Source organism: Lysinibacillus sp. FSL K6-0075 (assembly GCF_038592945.1).
Taxonomy (GTDB): domain Bacteria; phylum Bacillota; class Bacilli; order Bacillales_A; family Planococcaceae; genus Lysinibacillus; species Lysinibacillus fusiformis_F.
The window spans coordinates 3,109,260-3,126,302 of record NZ_CP151947.1 but is presented as its reverse complement, the minus strand read 5'-3'; the positions used below and the strand labels follow the sequence as shown (position 1 = coordinate 3,126,302).

Here is a 17,043-nt window from a genome sequence, read left to right as displayed (position 1 = left end):
TAATAAATTCCTTGTGAAATGGGAGGGGGGATAGTGTTACCGTTTTTTACGGATCCATATCCAAATGAATTGCTGTATTCAGCCATTAGCCGGTATCATTTTTATAATGGCAATGTTAGTTTTGTAGATACTCTTGAAGAATTATTTGGTAGTAGAACAGTTGTACCAATCATTGAATTTGGTAGTCATTTATCTAACTTTGTGCAAAATTTAGGTTCAGGATATTCCGTAGAAAAAATTCTTTCAAAAAATACTATATATCCCTTCTTTGCACCCTTTATAACCAAAGCAAAGCAACGGAAAGTTTCTGAAGACGTTGAGAATGATGCAAGAGGATTGCGAGGGAGACTAGGTACTCTTCCAACTAAAATCGATAGTAAAAAAGAGATTTTCTTCTGTAAGGAATGCGTCAGCGAAGATATTGCTCGCTACGGAGAGCCTTATATACATCGAGAACACCATCTCCCCGCAATTTATTATTGCCCGCATCATGAGCAGCGTTTAATAAAATATCCTGTTGATTATAAAAATCATAGTAGATACGGATATATACGACTAGATAAGCGTGTACTAGACACACTAAAATTTCAAGATACCGTCGATGAGATAAAAGAGCATAGAGAAGTTGAAATAAAGCTTTCACAAATGGCTTTTAAGCTATTAAATACATCTATTCAAAACATATCTTTTGAAGTGACATTTAATAAATATCGAGCCTTACTTAGAGAAAATAATTGGATTATGAAAAATTCAGCAGTAAAACAAGCTGAGTTATTAAAAGCATTTAATGCTAAATTTCCAAAGGGTTTTTTAGAAAGATTTAATTCGCACCTAAGAGGAATGGGAACCAACAATTGGTTGCAAAGTACGGTGACTAATTATAAAAGACAAGGGATTCATCCATTTCGTCATCTTTTATTGCTATATTTTTTTAATCAAGATATAGATTCATTCTTGAAAGTAAAAGAGGATGAGGGACCTTTTGGAAAAGGACCATGGCCGTGTTTAAATATTGCGGCAAGCCATTACAAAGAGCTTGTTATTCCTAAAGTATCTATTACTAAAAGAGAGAAAACAGACGTTATAATTGGCAAATTTAAGTGTTGCTGCGGTTTTGAATACACAAGAACTGGTCCAGAGAAGGCAGAAAGTGAAAAGTGGATTAGAAGTCGTATAACAGCGTATGGAGACGTATGGGAAGCAAAATTCAATGAATTAGTAAATTTAAATATGCGTCCCGAAGATATTGCGTTAGCCCTTGGGATAAGTGAAAGTACGGTTAGAAATAAACTATCAGTTAATAATAAGTCACCTGAACGGACTGAAGCATATCGTGCCAAGTTATCAGAATGGTTGGATAAAAATCCTACTGGTAGTAGAAAGCAGTTTCAAACAGAATTTAAAAAATTATTTACGTACCTTTATAAAAATGATACTGACTGGTTAGATAGAAACTTACCTTCAAAACGAGATGACCTTTCACGGAACATAGAAGAACGTCTTGCACAATATCGAACACAAATTTTAAAAGAAATAGAGAGTAGACCAACGATTACAAGGACTGACTTGTGGAAGCAATTTCACCGAGCCTGTAAATGGTTGCATGAAAATGATCTTGAATGGTTTGAGACTAATATGCCAAGCCCTGTTCAAAATAACAAGAATGTTCCGGCTGTTGATTGGGAAGCTCGGGACGAAGAATATTATAATAGAATCCAACAAATTTATCCTAAGCTACTAAAGCTAGAAAAGCCGGTTAGAATTACAAAGAAATTATTTAGCAAGCATTTAGAAATTGAAGCACTTTCAAATAATAGGCATACTGCTAAGCTACCCAAAACAACCGCTTTATTAAGCGAAATTACTGAATCAGTACAGGATTTTAGGATTAGACGCTGCTGTTTAATAATTGACAAAATGTTAGAGAAAAACGGGATTGTTTATTTTGAAAAGGTTAGAGAGGTATGTGCAATAGAAAGTAAAAATTTCAAAAAATAAGATATTACTTAGAAGAATATATAAGTAAAAAGTAAAAGAACATTTAAAATGTGTTAACTAGGGTTCAATGGATTTCCTCACTAAATATTTAATTCTTAAGCGATAAAGGATAGTAGTGAATTTGAAGGATTTCTTATAGGAATATATGTCCGTAAGATTTATATAGTTTTTTTATTGGTGACGTATCCTGTTATAATTACTTAGATAATTTGGATATATTTAGTTTTATAATAGGGAGGAATAATCTATGAATGAGACGCAAGCAAAATACCATCACCTTGTTCCCCAAACGTATATGTCAGCATGGGCGCATGGAAATGGGACACTCAACATAGAATTTCTAAGGTCACCTGGTGAAATTGTTGAACGTAATAAAGAGAGAATAGCGGGAATAACAGATTTTCATTCAATCAAAGCTGGAATGCCTATATGCACAGAAAGTGATGCGAATATAATTTTTGAGCCAATTTTGTCGTATATTGTTGAATATGAAGATAATGTGCTTGAATCCCCTCTCAATATGAATAAATACTACTATGATTTCGAAAATTGGGTAGTTAAGCGAGTAGATGGTAGCATAGTAAGTAAAAAAAGTATTAAGAGAGAAATTGAAAAAATAAAAATTAAAGATATTGAGAGTAATTGGTCTACTAAGTATGAGAATAATTGGGCTTTACAAGTTGCGAAGATCGAATCAACTTTGTTAAATGCTTCTAATGATAGTATTGCTATGTTTGACCGAGAATATCTAATGAAATTTTTTATTGCTTTGGATTGGAGAGGTTTTAGTTCAAATCAGTTTTTTGAAAAAATGTATAAAAATTTAACAAGTAATTTGTTAGGCAATATTGAAATACCACTAAATGAAAGGATATTGCCATCATTAGAAACTGCACTCGATGAAATTCGACATTTTTTATTATTAAATTTTTATAGGCAGTATTTAAACGATACAGGTGTGATTTTTAAAGAGATGATTGCTAATTTAAAACATACAAATTTTCATTTTTTCATAGCTGATGGTCCTACGAAATTTATTACGAGCGACAGTCCAGCATTCACGTATATGAGGGAAGATAAGAATTTAGTTGGTCTACTTCCAATAACTCCTAGAATTTTAATGGCAAAGGGTAAGTGTAAAAAAGATGATAATATATACTATGTCACGCATATCACCGATAAAGCCGTAAAAAATTATAACGATATTATTCGTTCTAATGCACAGGAATTTATAATTCATAGTTGAATGAGAATTTTAATGATAGTTCACAATGTAAATTTTAACAACTAGGTTATAGAAACAAATATATTATTGAATAAATAAAGTAAAAGAAATAAGGATTTTGGGAATTTTAAATCCTCTTTAAAAGGAACTTGTGAAATACTGATTCACAAGTTCCTTTTCTTATAAACTTAGGTATATAATAATCGATTTATTTAAAGTATGTATCGTGTATTTATAAAACTTAAGTAAATAAAAATAACCAAATAACTATCATAACAGTATTTAATCATACATCAATAAATGGTATATTATAGTAAAAAATACATTGAATTCGAGGAGTAGCGTATGAATCCTAATTTAATTTCTCTAAAACAGGCTTATGATGAAGATAAAATCGTACCCTTTATTGGTGCTGGATTATCAATACCTTTTGAAATTCCATCTTGGAATGATTTGATAAAAGAAATTTGTGCTACATATTCTACTGGAAATTTAGAAATCTTATTACCTACTGCGGTCCAATGGCATCTTAACGAAAATGATTATTGGGGAGCTATTGATGAAATAAAAAAATATACGTTTTTAACAGATCAAGATTTACAAAAACAAATTGTTAGGCTAATTAATGAAAGAAAGAAACATTTATCTGATGATACAGAACATAATTATAGTGATTTGGCGAAACTTAAGTGTAAATTATTTTTAACAACAAATTATGAAAATTTACTTTATGAACATCTTGATTGTGATACGGTACCAATTCTACTTAAAGAGCTAGATTTTAGTTCACAAGACATATTTGATACTAGACGTATTTGTCATTTACACGGCTATACTTCAAATCCAGGTTCGATTGTAATAAGTAAAAGTAGTTACGATTCACTTTATACTGACGAAAAGTATGGCGATATTTTAAAAGTAATAACGAGTAACAAACATGTATTATTTTTAGGCTTTTCTTTTGATGATAAATTTGTAAGTAATTTAATTTTAGATTATAAAAAACATTTACAAGGTATTCACTATATTTTGTTAAATAATCCTAGTCAAGAGCGTATACGCGAACTTCGAGAAAAATATGGATTAATAACAATTCCATATGATTCAACAAGTTCATCACATACTACTGAAATCAGAAAAATATTAGATGTTTTAACCAATAATGAACCGAGTTTAAAAATTGAATTTCCAAAGGGAACAGAAAAATCTACAGCAAAAGAAACAACATTTCTTGGAGCGGGATTATCTGACCTGAAAGAAAACTTATCAGATCATTTATTTTACAAAAAATTGAAATTGGAGAGTATTGATGAAGATAATATTGAATTAAGTACTCTTTTCTATATTGCTTCTGAAAAATATATACGATTTTTAAGGAATGAGGGAATTTCTTTAGATGTTATAGATATGTTATTAGGAAAAGTATTTATAAAATATAGAGAGAAATATGTTGTAGTTTATAAAAAATATGGTAATAGTGAGGAGTTTTTAAATGTTGTACATGAAAGTCTAGAGGCATTAGATTTAGGTAGATACACCGACCTCTTAAAAGATAAAGAGTCAGATGAAAATGAAAGTAGAGGATTAATACACCTTTTAGCAGAAGATGATTCTCTAGATGTTTGGTGGGGAAAGGGGCGTTTTAATGAGCAGATTAGTAAATGATTTCAGTATTATTCCGCCATCAATAGAGTTATTATTTAATAATGAAAAATTAGACACAATCAAATTTTTATGTTTACTTTATGCTTTTTCATTAATAACCAAACGTCATGTTAAGATTGCTGAACTTTTATTTTATTATGGTATAGTAAATTTCAATTTATATAAATTATTTGATGAAAACATTCAGAATTCTAATAGCGTATCCGATCCATCAATTAATCTTTATTTTAGATTTCAAAGCAAGCTTCCTAAGATAATAATTAATCTAACCAATTTAAATTTAATAGATTTTAAAGGAGATTTTTCCAAGAAAAAAGAGGAACTTACTTTAAAAATTTCATCTGAAGGACAAGTACTTATTAAAGAAATGGACTCTGAATTTTTTTTAGAATTAATCGATAAATATAATTATGTAATTAATTCTATTAAATATACAACACATAATTTGAAAATTCTTACCGAAGGGAAAGAATAAAATGATAATAAATAAGCTAGTAATACAAGGCGTTGATTATAAGAGGACTCTTAATTTTAATAAAGGTCTCACTATAATTAGTGGTGATAAAACTTCTGGAAAATCTTTAGTATTAAGTTTAATAGATTACGTTCTTGGTAAGGGGGCTAAGATTGATTTAAAAGTTCAAAAGGAATTGAATGCTCATTGTGATAATGTATTTTTAGAAATCAATATAAATGGTACTATATTCACTTTTAATAGACATCTTAAAACAAAGACTAGCAATATTAAAATTTATTATTGCCATTATGACGCAATTGAGGGCTATACACCCAAGACTTTGAGTATTGATGAAACTATGAAATTTCTAATGAATGAATTAAATATTAATGAATATAAAATTATTAAACATAAAAATCATAGTACTCAAAAAACATTGGAAACAGTATCATTTAGAGATATTTTTAGATATGTATATACAAATCAACATGCTCTAGGTACACATGATTTTTTAGGCAATAAAACTCCATTTAAAAAGAATAAAAATCCTCATGCATTTAAGATAATGTTTAATTTAGTAGAACAAGATGCCACAGCTTTAAAACAAGAAATAGTAGAAACTCAAAATGCTCTTTTAGAAGATCAAAAAATGATTTTTGGCCTTGGTGCATATCTAAAAGATAAAAATGCAGAAGATTTTAACTACCTAAGCTCTAGAGCAAAAAGTATTACAAAAGATATCACAAAGCAAAAGAAATCAAAAGAAACTATAATCAAAAATAATAAATCAAATAATGATAATGAAAATAAGATGTACATAAAATTAAAAAAAGATTTAGAAGGAATTGCTAATGCTCTTTCTGATTTTCGAAATAGTAGAAGAAAACTTGAAGTTTCAATAAAGTCTAAACAAATTTTAATAGAAGAATATCAAGCAGAAATTATTGAGATAAATGCAACTTTAGAAGTGAATTATAAACTAATTATCCCAGAACAAAGTTTAGAATGTCCATTATGCAGTTCGCTTGTAAATCTTGAATCAGAACGTAAGCAACCTGAACAAAACGCTGAAAAAACTTTGTTAAAAATAAGAAAAGATTTAGAGTCAAAAATAAAAATCGTAACAAATTTAATCGATAAGGATATGCAGCAAATTCAAGAAATTGACTATAATATGAATCGATTAACTCAAAAGGAAAGCATATTGAAAAATGCAATCGCTGAATTTGCTAAAGATACTGATGTTCCTTTTCTTTCAGAATTAAACAGTATCAATATTTTAATCAATCAAATGACTAAGGAACTTGAAACAATTAAAGAGAGTATGAGAATTCATAGAAAAATCGATGAGAAGCATAAGAATATCGAAAAATTAACTGCAAAAATTGAAAGGTTAGAGGGTGAATTAAAAAAACTAAATGTGAATGAAGACATTAAAAAAGCTATTTTTGATTATTTAGATAAAGAATATAAAAAATTTATGAAACGATTTAAGTACTCTACAAAAAATGACACATTTATACATCGAGACTCTTTTATCCCATATTATGATGGTTCTGGTGTATATTCTCATGAAAGTGGCGGTTTATTAGAGTGTATGCAACTTTCGTATTTAGCTGCAATTTTAAAAAGTAAAGAAAAGGGATACGCTGAAGGGCATCCAGGACTACTGTTATTAGATTCATTAAGTAAATATGTAGGTACTCTAAGAGTTGATTTAAATCCATCAGATAATGATCCACAACTTGATATAGATAATAACAGTGAAGAAAGGATAAATGATCCGGAAGTTTATGATGAATTCTATAAAATATTGATTGAGCTAAGTTCATCACATCAAATTATTCTTGTCGAAAATACCCCTCCACAGATATCGAAGGATTATGTAAAGTATACATTTTTATTTGGTGAAAAAGGTCTAATAAATTTGGAAGTAAATGAATTTGCCGACCAATAAAAATTAAGTGTAATAGTAACACTTTTGCACAACTTTTTTTGACTTTTAAAGTAGAATGTGCGGACATGGAGCCACTATGAATGTGATGACTTATTGTGTCAAAAAGCCACTTAGAGTCATAATGAATACTTTTATAAATATCTTTGGAGTAACGTTAAATTTAAATAGAATAATTCTAAGGAGATGAATGAATGAGTAGAATTGAAAGACCGAATTTAGAAGAATTATTGAAAGTATGGAAACATATGTGTAACCGCATAAATCCGTTACTATTTAAATCACTTGAAATTACAGAACTAGAGGTTGAAAAACCAGGATGGGATTGGTATGAAAATGAATATATAGATTGGTGGTCAAATGAAGAACTAATTTCAAAAAAGAAAATAATAGAAGAACAAAGTATACAAGGATATTATAAGTTAAATAAAACCAAAGTAGGAACTCGCACTACAGCGGAATTACTATGGGAACTTAGAAATGATCCAGAAGGGATGGCATTAGTTTGGATAGGAGCATCAATGTGGGATAAATTAAATTCATTGCCTAGACATTGGCGTGGTGAAATATTTGGAAGAGTAAATACTTTGTATACAGAGGTGACAAGTCAGCTAGAAGATAAAAACTTATATACCTGGCATCACTCTTCAAAAGATGCTTTACCAATAACATTACATGACAATGTATATACATATGAAGCATTGACTCCTTCGAGTTATGAACATCTTGTGGGAATTTCAGCAATAGAGAGTATGTTAACTTATTCAAACTGGAATATAGTTCGTTTGATTTCTAAGAAATAAATTATTTAGTATATATTTTGAACAAACATCTATGAATAAAGATATTCAACAGTTTGGTGCTTTTCTTGAAAATAAGGAAAGCGTTTAATTGTATTGGTTCCATATTGTTATTATTCCTTAATATAAGAGGGATACTAAAAGATGCTTTGGCTGCATTCTTTATTCAATTAACTGGCAAAATATTTTTAATATCCCATCTCTTTTAACGACAAAGGGTTATTTTCGTATTCAGATAAGATATTATTCGTGGAGGGGGTTTCATACAGATTCAATTTGAAATTCGTGATAAGAAATTACCTTTATAAAGTTTTATGTTATAAATTAAGATTTTGGAACCAAAAAGGCACTAACGATATCAATTCGTTTAGTGCCTTCATTGCTATTTTATTGAAGCCGATAGTGCAGTAAATGTTTTTCAGAATTACTGTTAGTCGACTGCAAAACTTGTTTAACTGATGACCGTACGTTGGATAGAAATAGCTTTTGGACATACAAAAAAGACAGTTAATATGTTAAGGTAGCTAACAATGGACTAGGCGTCTTATAATCAAAGATTTATAAGAGATGTTTGATATATAATTAATCTAACATTACTATGATTTATTTAAGGGGGGAGTATACTTGATTTGTGAAGAAATCCATGAGATAGCTTTTTTTGCAGATAAAGCATTTGAAGAAAAAGATGAAAAGACTCTAAGAGATATTTCTAGAGATTGTTTAGAATGGTCACGAAGCGATAAATATACTCTCTTAGAAAAAGGTATCTTATCATATCATGGTGCAACGGCGACCAGTGATTATATTGAATTGAAATCTATACGGATAGAGATTTATGAAGAGAATGAGAAAGATATTGAATTTTGTTTGTTATTATTTAGAAACTGTATCAATTTTTTCGAAGATTTTAAAAAAGATTTTATAGAAACTTGCTCTAAACAAGAATATTTTTATCTTGCAGAATATGAAAATAGAGCAATAACTAATTATTCAATTCTTTTAAACAGAATAGGAAGATTTATTAAATCTATTCATTCTATCGAAGAATTATTAGATAAAAACTTTTCAATGGCTAAAGGTAACCATGCTACAACAATAATTAACTATGGCTTATATGATTATGATGACGGACATACAGATTATTTTCATCATTATGCATATAAACAATTAAAAAGTTTAACTAAAGACCTTGAAAATGAACAAGCGTTTTATTTTTGGCAAGGCATTTTAGAAAATATCGAAAAAAGGTATGATAAAAGTTTTCTATTAGAAGACTATGACTTTGGAGAGATTGATTTAGGTGGCGATTTGGAAGAACTCTATCGAAGGTGGTGTTTAGAAAGAAAACTGTTTCTTAATACCATGAATGACGTAACTCTGCATCCAGTAGCAGCCTATGATATTTTACATTTGCCGGATATAGTAACGGGTATTAATGAAGGACCTAAATATCATGGCCTATTCAATCAAATTAAACAAGAATATGTATCAGCAAGGTATATGTTATTCGAAGGAATTAACCAAAATGATCCACATTTTTCAGATAAGGAAGTTCATTTAGTAAATACATTAGACTATCCTGTATACGGCTTGGGGATTGAAAAAATAAAATTTGCATATAGAAGTTTATATTCAATTTTTGACAGAATAGCCTTCTTAATAAATGAGTATTTTGAGTTAGGTATAGAAGAAAAGGATGTATCCTATAAGTCCATTTGGAGAAACAGACAGGGACGTGGAAAAAAATCTTATGAAACAAGAATTCATTTAAAAGCGAACATGGTAAATCTTCAAACTTATAACCAACCGTTATTAGGTTTATATTGGTTGTGCAAAGATATTAGTAAACAAAAAGTAGAGCATCATTATCTAGATCCTAACATAGAAATGCTAGCAACAATTCGTAATCATTTAGAACATAAATATTTAAAAATTCATGACAGTTGGTTATTTCCTTTAGCTAGTGATAGAAAAGAAAAATATGATCCTATCGCATTTTCGATTAGTTATGAAGAGTTTGTTGAGGCTGCAATGATTTTAATTTCTTATGTAAGGGAAGCCATAATTTTAACCTCTTTAGCAATACATCAAGAAGAAGTGAGAGAAAGAAAAGATGCTAAAACTTTGCCAATGTTTTTAGATAGTTATAGAGATGAGTGGAAATATTAAGTTTTAGAAGAATAAATCATACAAAAATTTTAAAGGAAGGAGATTGAATGTTTTGATTAATTGGAGAAGCATACGTGTACACAATCAGTCACAAAATAATGCATTTGAAGAATTGGTGTGTCAATTTGCTAGACATAATCCTCCTCCTAATAATAAACAGTTTTATAGGCTAGGTACACCAGATGGGGGAGTTGAATGTTATTGGAGCTTAAATAATGGCAAAGAAGTAGGATGGCAAGCTAAATATGTTTTTAACGTGGAAGACCTAATTTCCCAAATAGATAAATCTATTAAGACGGCAATTAAAAACCATCCAGATATAGATAAATATATTGTTGCTGCACCATTTAATCTTCCTGATCCACAATATACTAATAAAGCTGGAAGACCAATTAAGAGTGCAAAGACAAAGTGGGAAGAGAAAGTAGCATATTGGAAAGAAGAATTATCAACTGAAGGGAATACAGTCGAAATAGAATTGTGGGACGAATCATATCTTAACGATTTACTAATTAAGCCGATAAATGAGGGTTTAAGATATTATTGGTTTAATGGAAGTGAATTTACAATTGATAGGTTTAAAGATAATCTAGAAGCTACTATAGCGGATTTAGGTCCACGTTATACACCGGAATTAAATGTCGAATTGAATGTTTCTTTCTTTTTTGATTGTCTGTTACGCAATGATCGTACTCTCAAAATGATTCAAAAATATCATTTTGATTTGAAATCTTGTGTAAAAAATGTGGTTGAATTATTTGAACATACACAACGTATTACAGATTTAGCTTTAGAGCGTAGTGAGTTTTTTAAAATATTAGCAGAAATTTATGGGATATTAAAAGTACCCGGCTATTCTGAAACGCAGGAAATTAAATTCCCTGAACTACTAGTACATTTAAAGGCTTTTGAGAAGAATATTTCTTCAATATGGGACAAACTTAATAACTCAGAGAAATTGAAATTTAAGAATTCATCTCATGAACAGACGCTTAACCAGATATTTGAATTGATTTATGAAGGCAAAGACCTTTTTTATCAACAGGGTGAGCTTATAAATAATCCATTTATGATTTTGCACGGTGAGCCGGGTATAGGTAAATCACATTTATTAGCTGATATTTGTCTTAAACAAGTTCAAAGAGGAATACCATCTTTATTATTTCTTGGGGATCAATTTTCAAAGTCATTCGATCCCCGAGAGAGTATTAAACAAAGACTACAATATGCAGGTAGTTTTAATTCATTATTACAGCTACTCGATTCTATAGGACAAATACATAACCAACGGATACTTATAGCTATTGATGCTCTTAATGAAGGGGAAGGTACAGATATTTGGTTTAAATATTTGGCTGGATTAGAAACGGATATTAAAAGATATCGTTGGATTGCATTAGTAGTAAGTGTAAGAAAGGACTATATTGAAGATATCGTCCCTGAAAAATGTCGTGAGCGAATGAATTTAATTGAACATCAAGGATTTGACGAAGCTTATGATTTTGCATGTGAACATTTTTTTGAACATTTTGGTTTAGATATTCGAGTACCTATATTTAATAATGAATTTAATAATCCCTTATTTCTAAAATTATTTTGTGAATCTTGTCAAAATATAAGATTTACAGGTGAACTCCCTTCATTACCAAAAATTTTTGAAGAATATATGAATTATATAAATGAAAAACTATATCGGAAGTTTAAATATGAAAAATCTTTAGGATTAATAAAAGTTGCTGTGAATCAATTAGCTGAAGAACTAGTTTTGTCAGAGAACTTTTCTATTCCTTACAATGAATTACAAGCGAAATTTGTAACTACTATAAATATCAGTTTAGGTAATATTTCCCCACCCGAATATTTTGGTTTTGTAGATGCTCTTATTAAAGAAGGGATTTTTAGAACATTTACTCAATATAGTAGTAAGCAGAAAAGGATTGGTTTTGCATACGATAAAATGAAGGATTATAGCACGTTGCTTTATAGATTAAACCAGAAACCTTTAGAGGTCGATATTAATATGTATATTAAATCCTCATCTTATTTCGTAAAATTACTAGAGGGTAATACATATGGAAATAATACAATGCTTGAACTACTAGCAATAATGTTGCCTGAAAAATATAAAACAGAGTTGTTTGAATGTACTCCTAATGGAAAAATCACTAAAGTAATATTAACTGCTTTTTTTAAAAGTTTACAGTGGAGAACTACAATCTATAATGCTAAAAAAATTGGTGAATGGTTAGTAAATATTTCAAACAATGATGTTGAATTAAAGAAAAATATAATTGATAATTTACTTCCTATTGCTGCAGTTTCAAAGCATCCTTTTAATATTGAATTTATTTCTTCAAACTTTTTAAGTAATTTAAGTATGTCAGAATTAGACACTTGGTGGACGCCACATATAAACAATAAGTATGAGAGCTATGAAAATAATATATATATACGTATCGTGAAATGGTGTTGGAGGATAGATAGGAAACAGCCAATTGATGCTGACACTAGGTTTTTATTTGGATTAACTTTGAGTTGGCTATGCTCTTCTTCGAATAGAGCATTAAGAGACAGTGCAACTAAAGGTTTAACCTGTATATATTTAAATCATGTTGATCAATTTAAGACGCTCTTTTCTGCCTTAGAAGATGTAAATGACATATATATTAAAGAAAGAATATATGCGGCAGCTTATGGAGCAATAGTTCATACTAAGGAAAATGATAAGGTAAAAGCTATCAGTGACTATATTGTAGATGCTTTTTTTAATGCAACACAGATTTATCCGAATATTTTAATAAGAGATTATGCAAGAGGAATTGTTGAATATAGTATTTATTGTGGAAATTACAATGAAAAGGAATTAGCTTATATTAAAGCTAAGATTAGACCACCTTATGGAAGTAGATTACCAAAGATTTTTCCTTCTAATGAAGATATTCAAACCTTGAAAGAAGCATATACTGGTACCTTTGGACTTTCAAGTATAATTAATTCAATGAAGACAGGACAAAATTATGGGGATTTTGGTAGGTATACATTCGCATCAACTTTAGAAAACTTTATAGATGTTGATATTAATAAGTTTGAGAAATGGTGTGTAGCTCGAATAATAGAACTGGGCTATAATCCAAATCTTCATGACAAAGTAAGTCCTCGTTATGATAATAGAGGAAACACACGGGTTGAAAGAATAGGGAAAAAATATCAGTGGATTGTATTTCATGAAATACTTGCCTTAATCGCTGATAACTATGAATTAAAGGGAGATAATTGGTGGGAAGACAAAGCAAGTATGTCATATAACGGTCCTTGGTATCCGAATATAAGAGACATAGACCCTACATTATTAATAGCGGAAACGAAAGGGTTGAAATATAATCAACCTCCAAAATCATGGTTTAGCAATTTTAATTATTTGCCTATTGATAATGATGGAATTGACTGGATTAAAGAAGAATTAGAAATTGGTAATAGTCTTATATCAATGATTGATCCTGAGGGTGTTGAATGGATAACACTATGCTACTATCCTTTTTGGAATGAATATCCTGCTGATTTTAACGTAAATGATAAATCAGAGAAGAAGTCTATGCGTGCTTATATTTTTTCCTATATTACTGACTATAAAACGCCCCATGAATTTGACGTATCTAAAATTAATGAATGGAATTGGACTAATATTTATGCTAGTGAATATTATTGGTCCCCAGCATATAAAAAAAGTAAGAAAGATTATGGTGATACACCAAATTGGGAAAAAGTAAAACTGAGTAATGGTAAAACAATAGATATTATGCAAACAACACAGCGTTATATTTGGGAGAAAGAAACGGATTTTTCGAAAAGTGATGTTCTAGCTTTCGATATTCCAACTGAGTTTTTATTCAAAAGTATGGGATTAAAGAGTTATTCTAAACCAGGTTATTATTATTTAGATGACAAGCTTGTTTGTATAAATCCGAGTATTGACTATGAAGCCAATCACCAATTACTGATTAGAAAAGATGTCTTGTATAATTGGCTGGAAGAAAAAAAATTAAAAATATATTGGCGTATAAAAATAGAGAAATATTTATCTGAAGCACATACTAATAATACTAAAAAATGGTCTGATTATGAAGGGTGGTACTCTCTTGAAAATCAAAGGACTATGGGGAAAACAAAGCGGATTAGTGGCAGTGATTATTAAATATTAATGGATTATTATTTATTTCTAATATATAACTTTTGTATTATGTTTAGTTGGACATAAGGTATAAGGGGCAATTCTTAGTCCTATCAATTAAGAAGATTTTTACTTGGAGCGCAATGGGCATGTTGACCTCGTTTGGCTAAGCCAGCCTGATATAGCTGGCTTTCTGGCACAGTGGGTCAAAAGCCCATAGAGGCTCCATGTCAAGCAACTTGTTCGTTCCTAATGCGCTTAAGAGTATCCTTATAAAAGTTGTCAAAAATCTTGCCATACCAGTTTTGAGGCAATGGTATTAATAATTTTTACATAATATGAATAGCAAATATGTAAGTAATAAAGGTGATAAAGCCCAAAATTGATGATATTTTTGATTTCTAAAGCTTAAATTAAAAGTGGTTAAAAATGAAAAAAGTGGTGATTTATTGGATAAGGAATTACTTGATTACTATATTGAACGATTCATGCCTAACTGTAAGGAAGCAGAATTAAAAAAGGGACAAGAGAATAGACTAAAGCCCTTGATAAAAAAATTAACAGATAAACAGAGTGTATTTAAAGACTTTCCTTATGAATTGTTAGATACGAAGCAAAAAGCTGAACTGCTGAATTTTTGGCTAAATATTTCACCAGAAAGGCAAATTATCTCTAACATAGGGAAAGATGATGTTGATAGGGAATTTGATAATTTTCTTTTTAATGATAATGTAACTGAAAGATTCACTAAAGAATTTATGAGTGAACATCCTAATTACGAACCTTGGGATTTGTCATCGGAACGAGTAAAGAATCGGAAAATCATAAGAGATCATTCATTTTCAACTCGAAATGTCTTAAAAGAACTAAGTAGATTAAATGAAGTGATTATAAGAACAATTTTTGATGAAGTAAATCAATTTAAAGTATTGGGAATAGGCTACAGAAATCTCGGCTATGTAAGGGATTATATTGATTATATATCTGATGGAGTCCTTCAATTTTTGGTGTATCGAGTTATAGTAAATGAGAATATTAGAGATAAACAAAAAATCATTAATAGTCTATCTGAAAAACTGAAGATGTTGCTTTCTCTAATGAATAAACAATTGGAAAGAAAAAGGACAGAACAGCAAAATCAAAATAGACTGACATCCAATATACTTACAGAGTATTTTACAGCATATAGAACTCACTACAATAGATATTTCAAGGAGTTACATATACTAAATACTTTGAAGTTAGAAATAGAGGAAGATACTGATTTATTCAGCCCGTTAAATGAAAAGTATAAAGCAGAAAAGATTCTTTTATCAGAGGAAGAAATAAAATCTTCAAAAAGTATTATCACTGAAGGACATCCAATATACGATTATGAAAAGAAATTAGAAGAAACTCGTAAAATCATAAAGATTATGTGTTTTTATGGTGGAAGACAATGCTCCCCAAATTGTTTGCAGGATATCAAGGTATATTTCCGAGAGATTTATATGAGTAAGGTAAAATATAAGGAAAAGGAAAAAGATAAAGGAAAGCAGACATTAGCAATTGTGCGGGATTATCTAAAACTTATTGAAAGTGGAGGTATTCAACCATTTGAAAAAACTGCTCAATACATGTTTTTTAGAGAGAAAATTAGTAGAGGCTATTTCATAGAAATGGGATTGTTAGACCTTTATGTTGCTAAAGCAGACATTCATGAGAAATTATATAATCTTCTCCTTAAACTCTACTTGTTCTACGATTTCTTGGATAGTGTAGAGTTTATTTATTCAGTAAATCATCAAATTATCCAAACATTAAAGGATGAGATGGACTAAGAGAATGATATTGAGGAAATTTCTAAAACTGTTTCCAAGATAAGCGACTTAACCTTCCGTATATTAAGAGTATGAGCTATCTCATATAAAATATTTGAAGGAGTTGTCGTTATGTTAGCAACATGTTTAGATGTATGGTATGAAGAAGGAGATTTTTACCTAAGTCAACGAGTCAAAAGTGGAACAAGAACCACCTACAAAAATGGATACACACACTCACCGAGGGGGTGGGGGTGGGGTAATAATTATAAACCATCTCGGCTTATCCTGTATATTGAGATAAATGGGTATAAGGGATACTCTTGGATTGACGGCTATTTCAAGGATGCAGTGGGGCGTTTGACAGAAAAACGCAGAAAAAAAATAATCTCTACGATGCCTACAAATGTAGAAGTTGAGGAGTATTATAATTCAAAAGGTGAGAAGTACTATGTGGTTTCTGATGCGGACATGGATAATTGGTTAGGGAGAACAGGTTTCTAAGAGGAATGATTTTTATGAAAGGTAAAGTTTTTTTAGAGGCTTAAGAGAAATGGTATGGCAACACTTTTGGACAACTTTTATAAGGGCGCTCTTAATGCATAAGGAGCCTCTATGGGGAAGACACGTTGCTCCAGAAAGCCAGTTACACAATCAGGTTGGCTTAACAAAAATGGAGCCTATCCAGATTAAATTAGAAGATTGAAGTGCTAAGTACAATTTAAAAAATTATTTGCACTAAGAGTTATCCTATTGCATTGTATCTAGTTTTGATTAAACTTTTTTACAAACAAATGTGAAGTATTTC

10 protein-coding genes are annotated in these 17,043 nt (G+C 29.9%); all 10 read left to right on the top strand.

The features are described 5' to 3' along the window. Window positions 1-33 precede the first annotated feature (33 nt). The 10 genes from MHB65_RS15350 (at window position 34) to MHB65_RS15305 (ending at window position 16,739) form a co-directional block, all read left to right on the top strand. A complete protein-coding gene (locus MHB65_RS15350; protein ID WP_333719898.1) occupies window positions 34-1,998 on the top strand; it encodes a TnsD family Tn7-like transposition protein in 1,965 nt (654 codons plus the stop codon). 247 nt (window positions 1,999-2,245) lie between these two features. After that, window positions 2,246-3,244: a DUF4238 domain-containing protein gene (locus MHB65_RS15345; RefSeq protein ID WP_342440937.1), complete on the top strand. Its 999-nt coding sequence runs from the start codon at window positions 2,246-2,248 to the stop codon at window positions 3,242-3,244. Window positions 3,245-3,568: 324 nt separating this feature from the next. Next, window positions 3,569-4,888 carry an SIR2 family protein gene (locus tag MHB65_RS15340; RefSeq protein ID WP_333719961.1) on the top strand — a complete coding sequence of 440 codons (1,320 nt, stop codon included), beginning with the start codon at window positions 3,569-3,571 and terminating at the stop codon, window positions 4,886-4,888. Then, a complete protein-coding gene (locus tag MHB65_RS15335) occupies window positions 4,869-5,363 on the top strand; it encodes a hypothetical protein (protein ID WP_333719962.1) in 495 nt (164 codons plus the stop codon). Before MHB65_RS15340 ends, MHB65_RS15335 begins: the two co-directional genes overlap by 20 nt. 1 nt (window position 5,364) lies before the next feature. Continuing rightward, window positions 5,365-7,302, top strand: a complete 1,938-nt coding sequence (locus MHB65_RS15330) for a hypothetical protein (protein ID WP_342440936.1) — start codon at window positions 5,365-5,367, stop codon at window positions 7,300-7,302. 191 nt (window positions 7,303-7,493) lie between these two features. Continuing rightward, complete coding sequence (locus MHB65_RS15325) at window positions 7,494-8,102, top strand: hypothetical protein (protein WP_229387042.1); 609 nt, start codon at window positions 7,494-7,496, stop codon at window positions 8,100-8,102. A gap of 621 nt (window positions 8,103-8,723) precedes the next feature. Next, window positions 8,724-10,268: an LA2681 family HEPN domain-containing protein gene (locus tag MHB65_RS15320; RefSeq protein ID WP_342440935.1), complete on the top strand. Its 1,545-nt coding sequence runs from the start codon at window positions 8,724-8,726 to the stop codon at window positions 10,266-10,268. Between the two features lie 43 nt (window positions 10,269-10,311). Then, window positions 10,312-14,460 carry a hypothetical protein gene (locus MHB65_RS15315; RefSeq protein ID WP_342440934.1) on the top strand — a complete coding sequence of 1,383 codons (4,149 nt, stop codon included), beginning with the start codon at window positions 10,312-10,314 and terminating at the stop codon, window positions 14,458-14,460. A 425-nt stretch (window positions 14,461-14,885) separates the two neighbouring features. Then, on the top strand, window positions 14,886-16,256 hold the full coding sequence (locus tag MHB65_RS15310; protein ID WP_342440933.1) for a hypothetical protein: 1,371 nt from the start codon (window positions 14,886-14,888) through the stop codon (window positions 16,254-16,256). A 111-nt stretch (window positions 16,257-16,367) separates the two neighbouring features. Continuing rightward, on the top strand, window positions 16,368-16,739 hold the full coding sequence (locus MHB65_RS15305) for a hypothetical protein (protein ID WP_342440932.1): 372 nt from the start codon (window positions 16,368-16,370) through the stop codon (window positions 16,737-16,739). The last annotated feature ends 304 nt before the right edge of the window (window positions 16,740-17,043 follow it).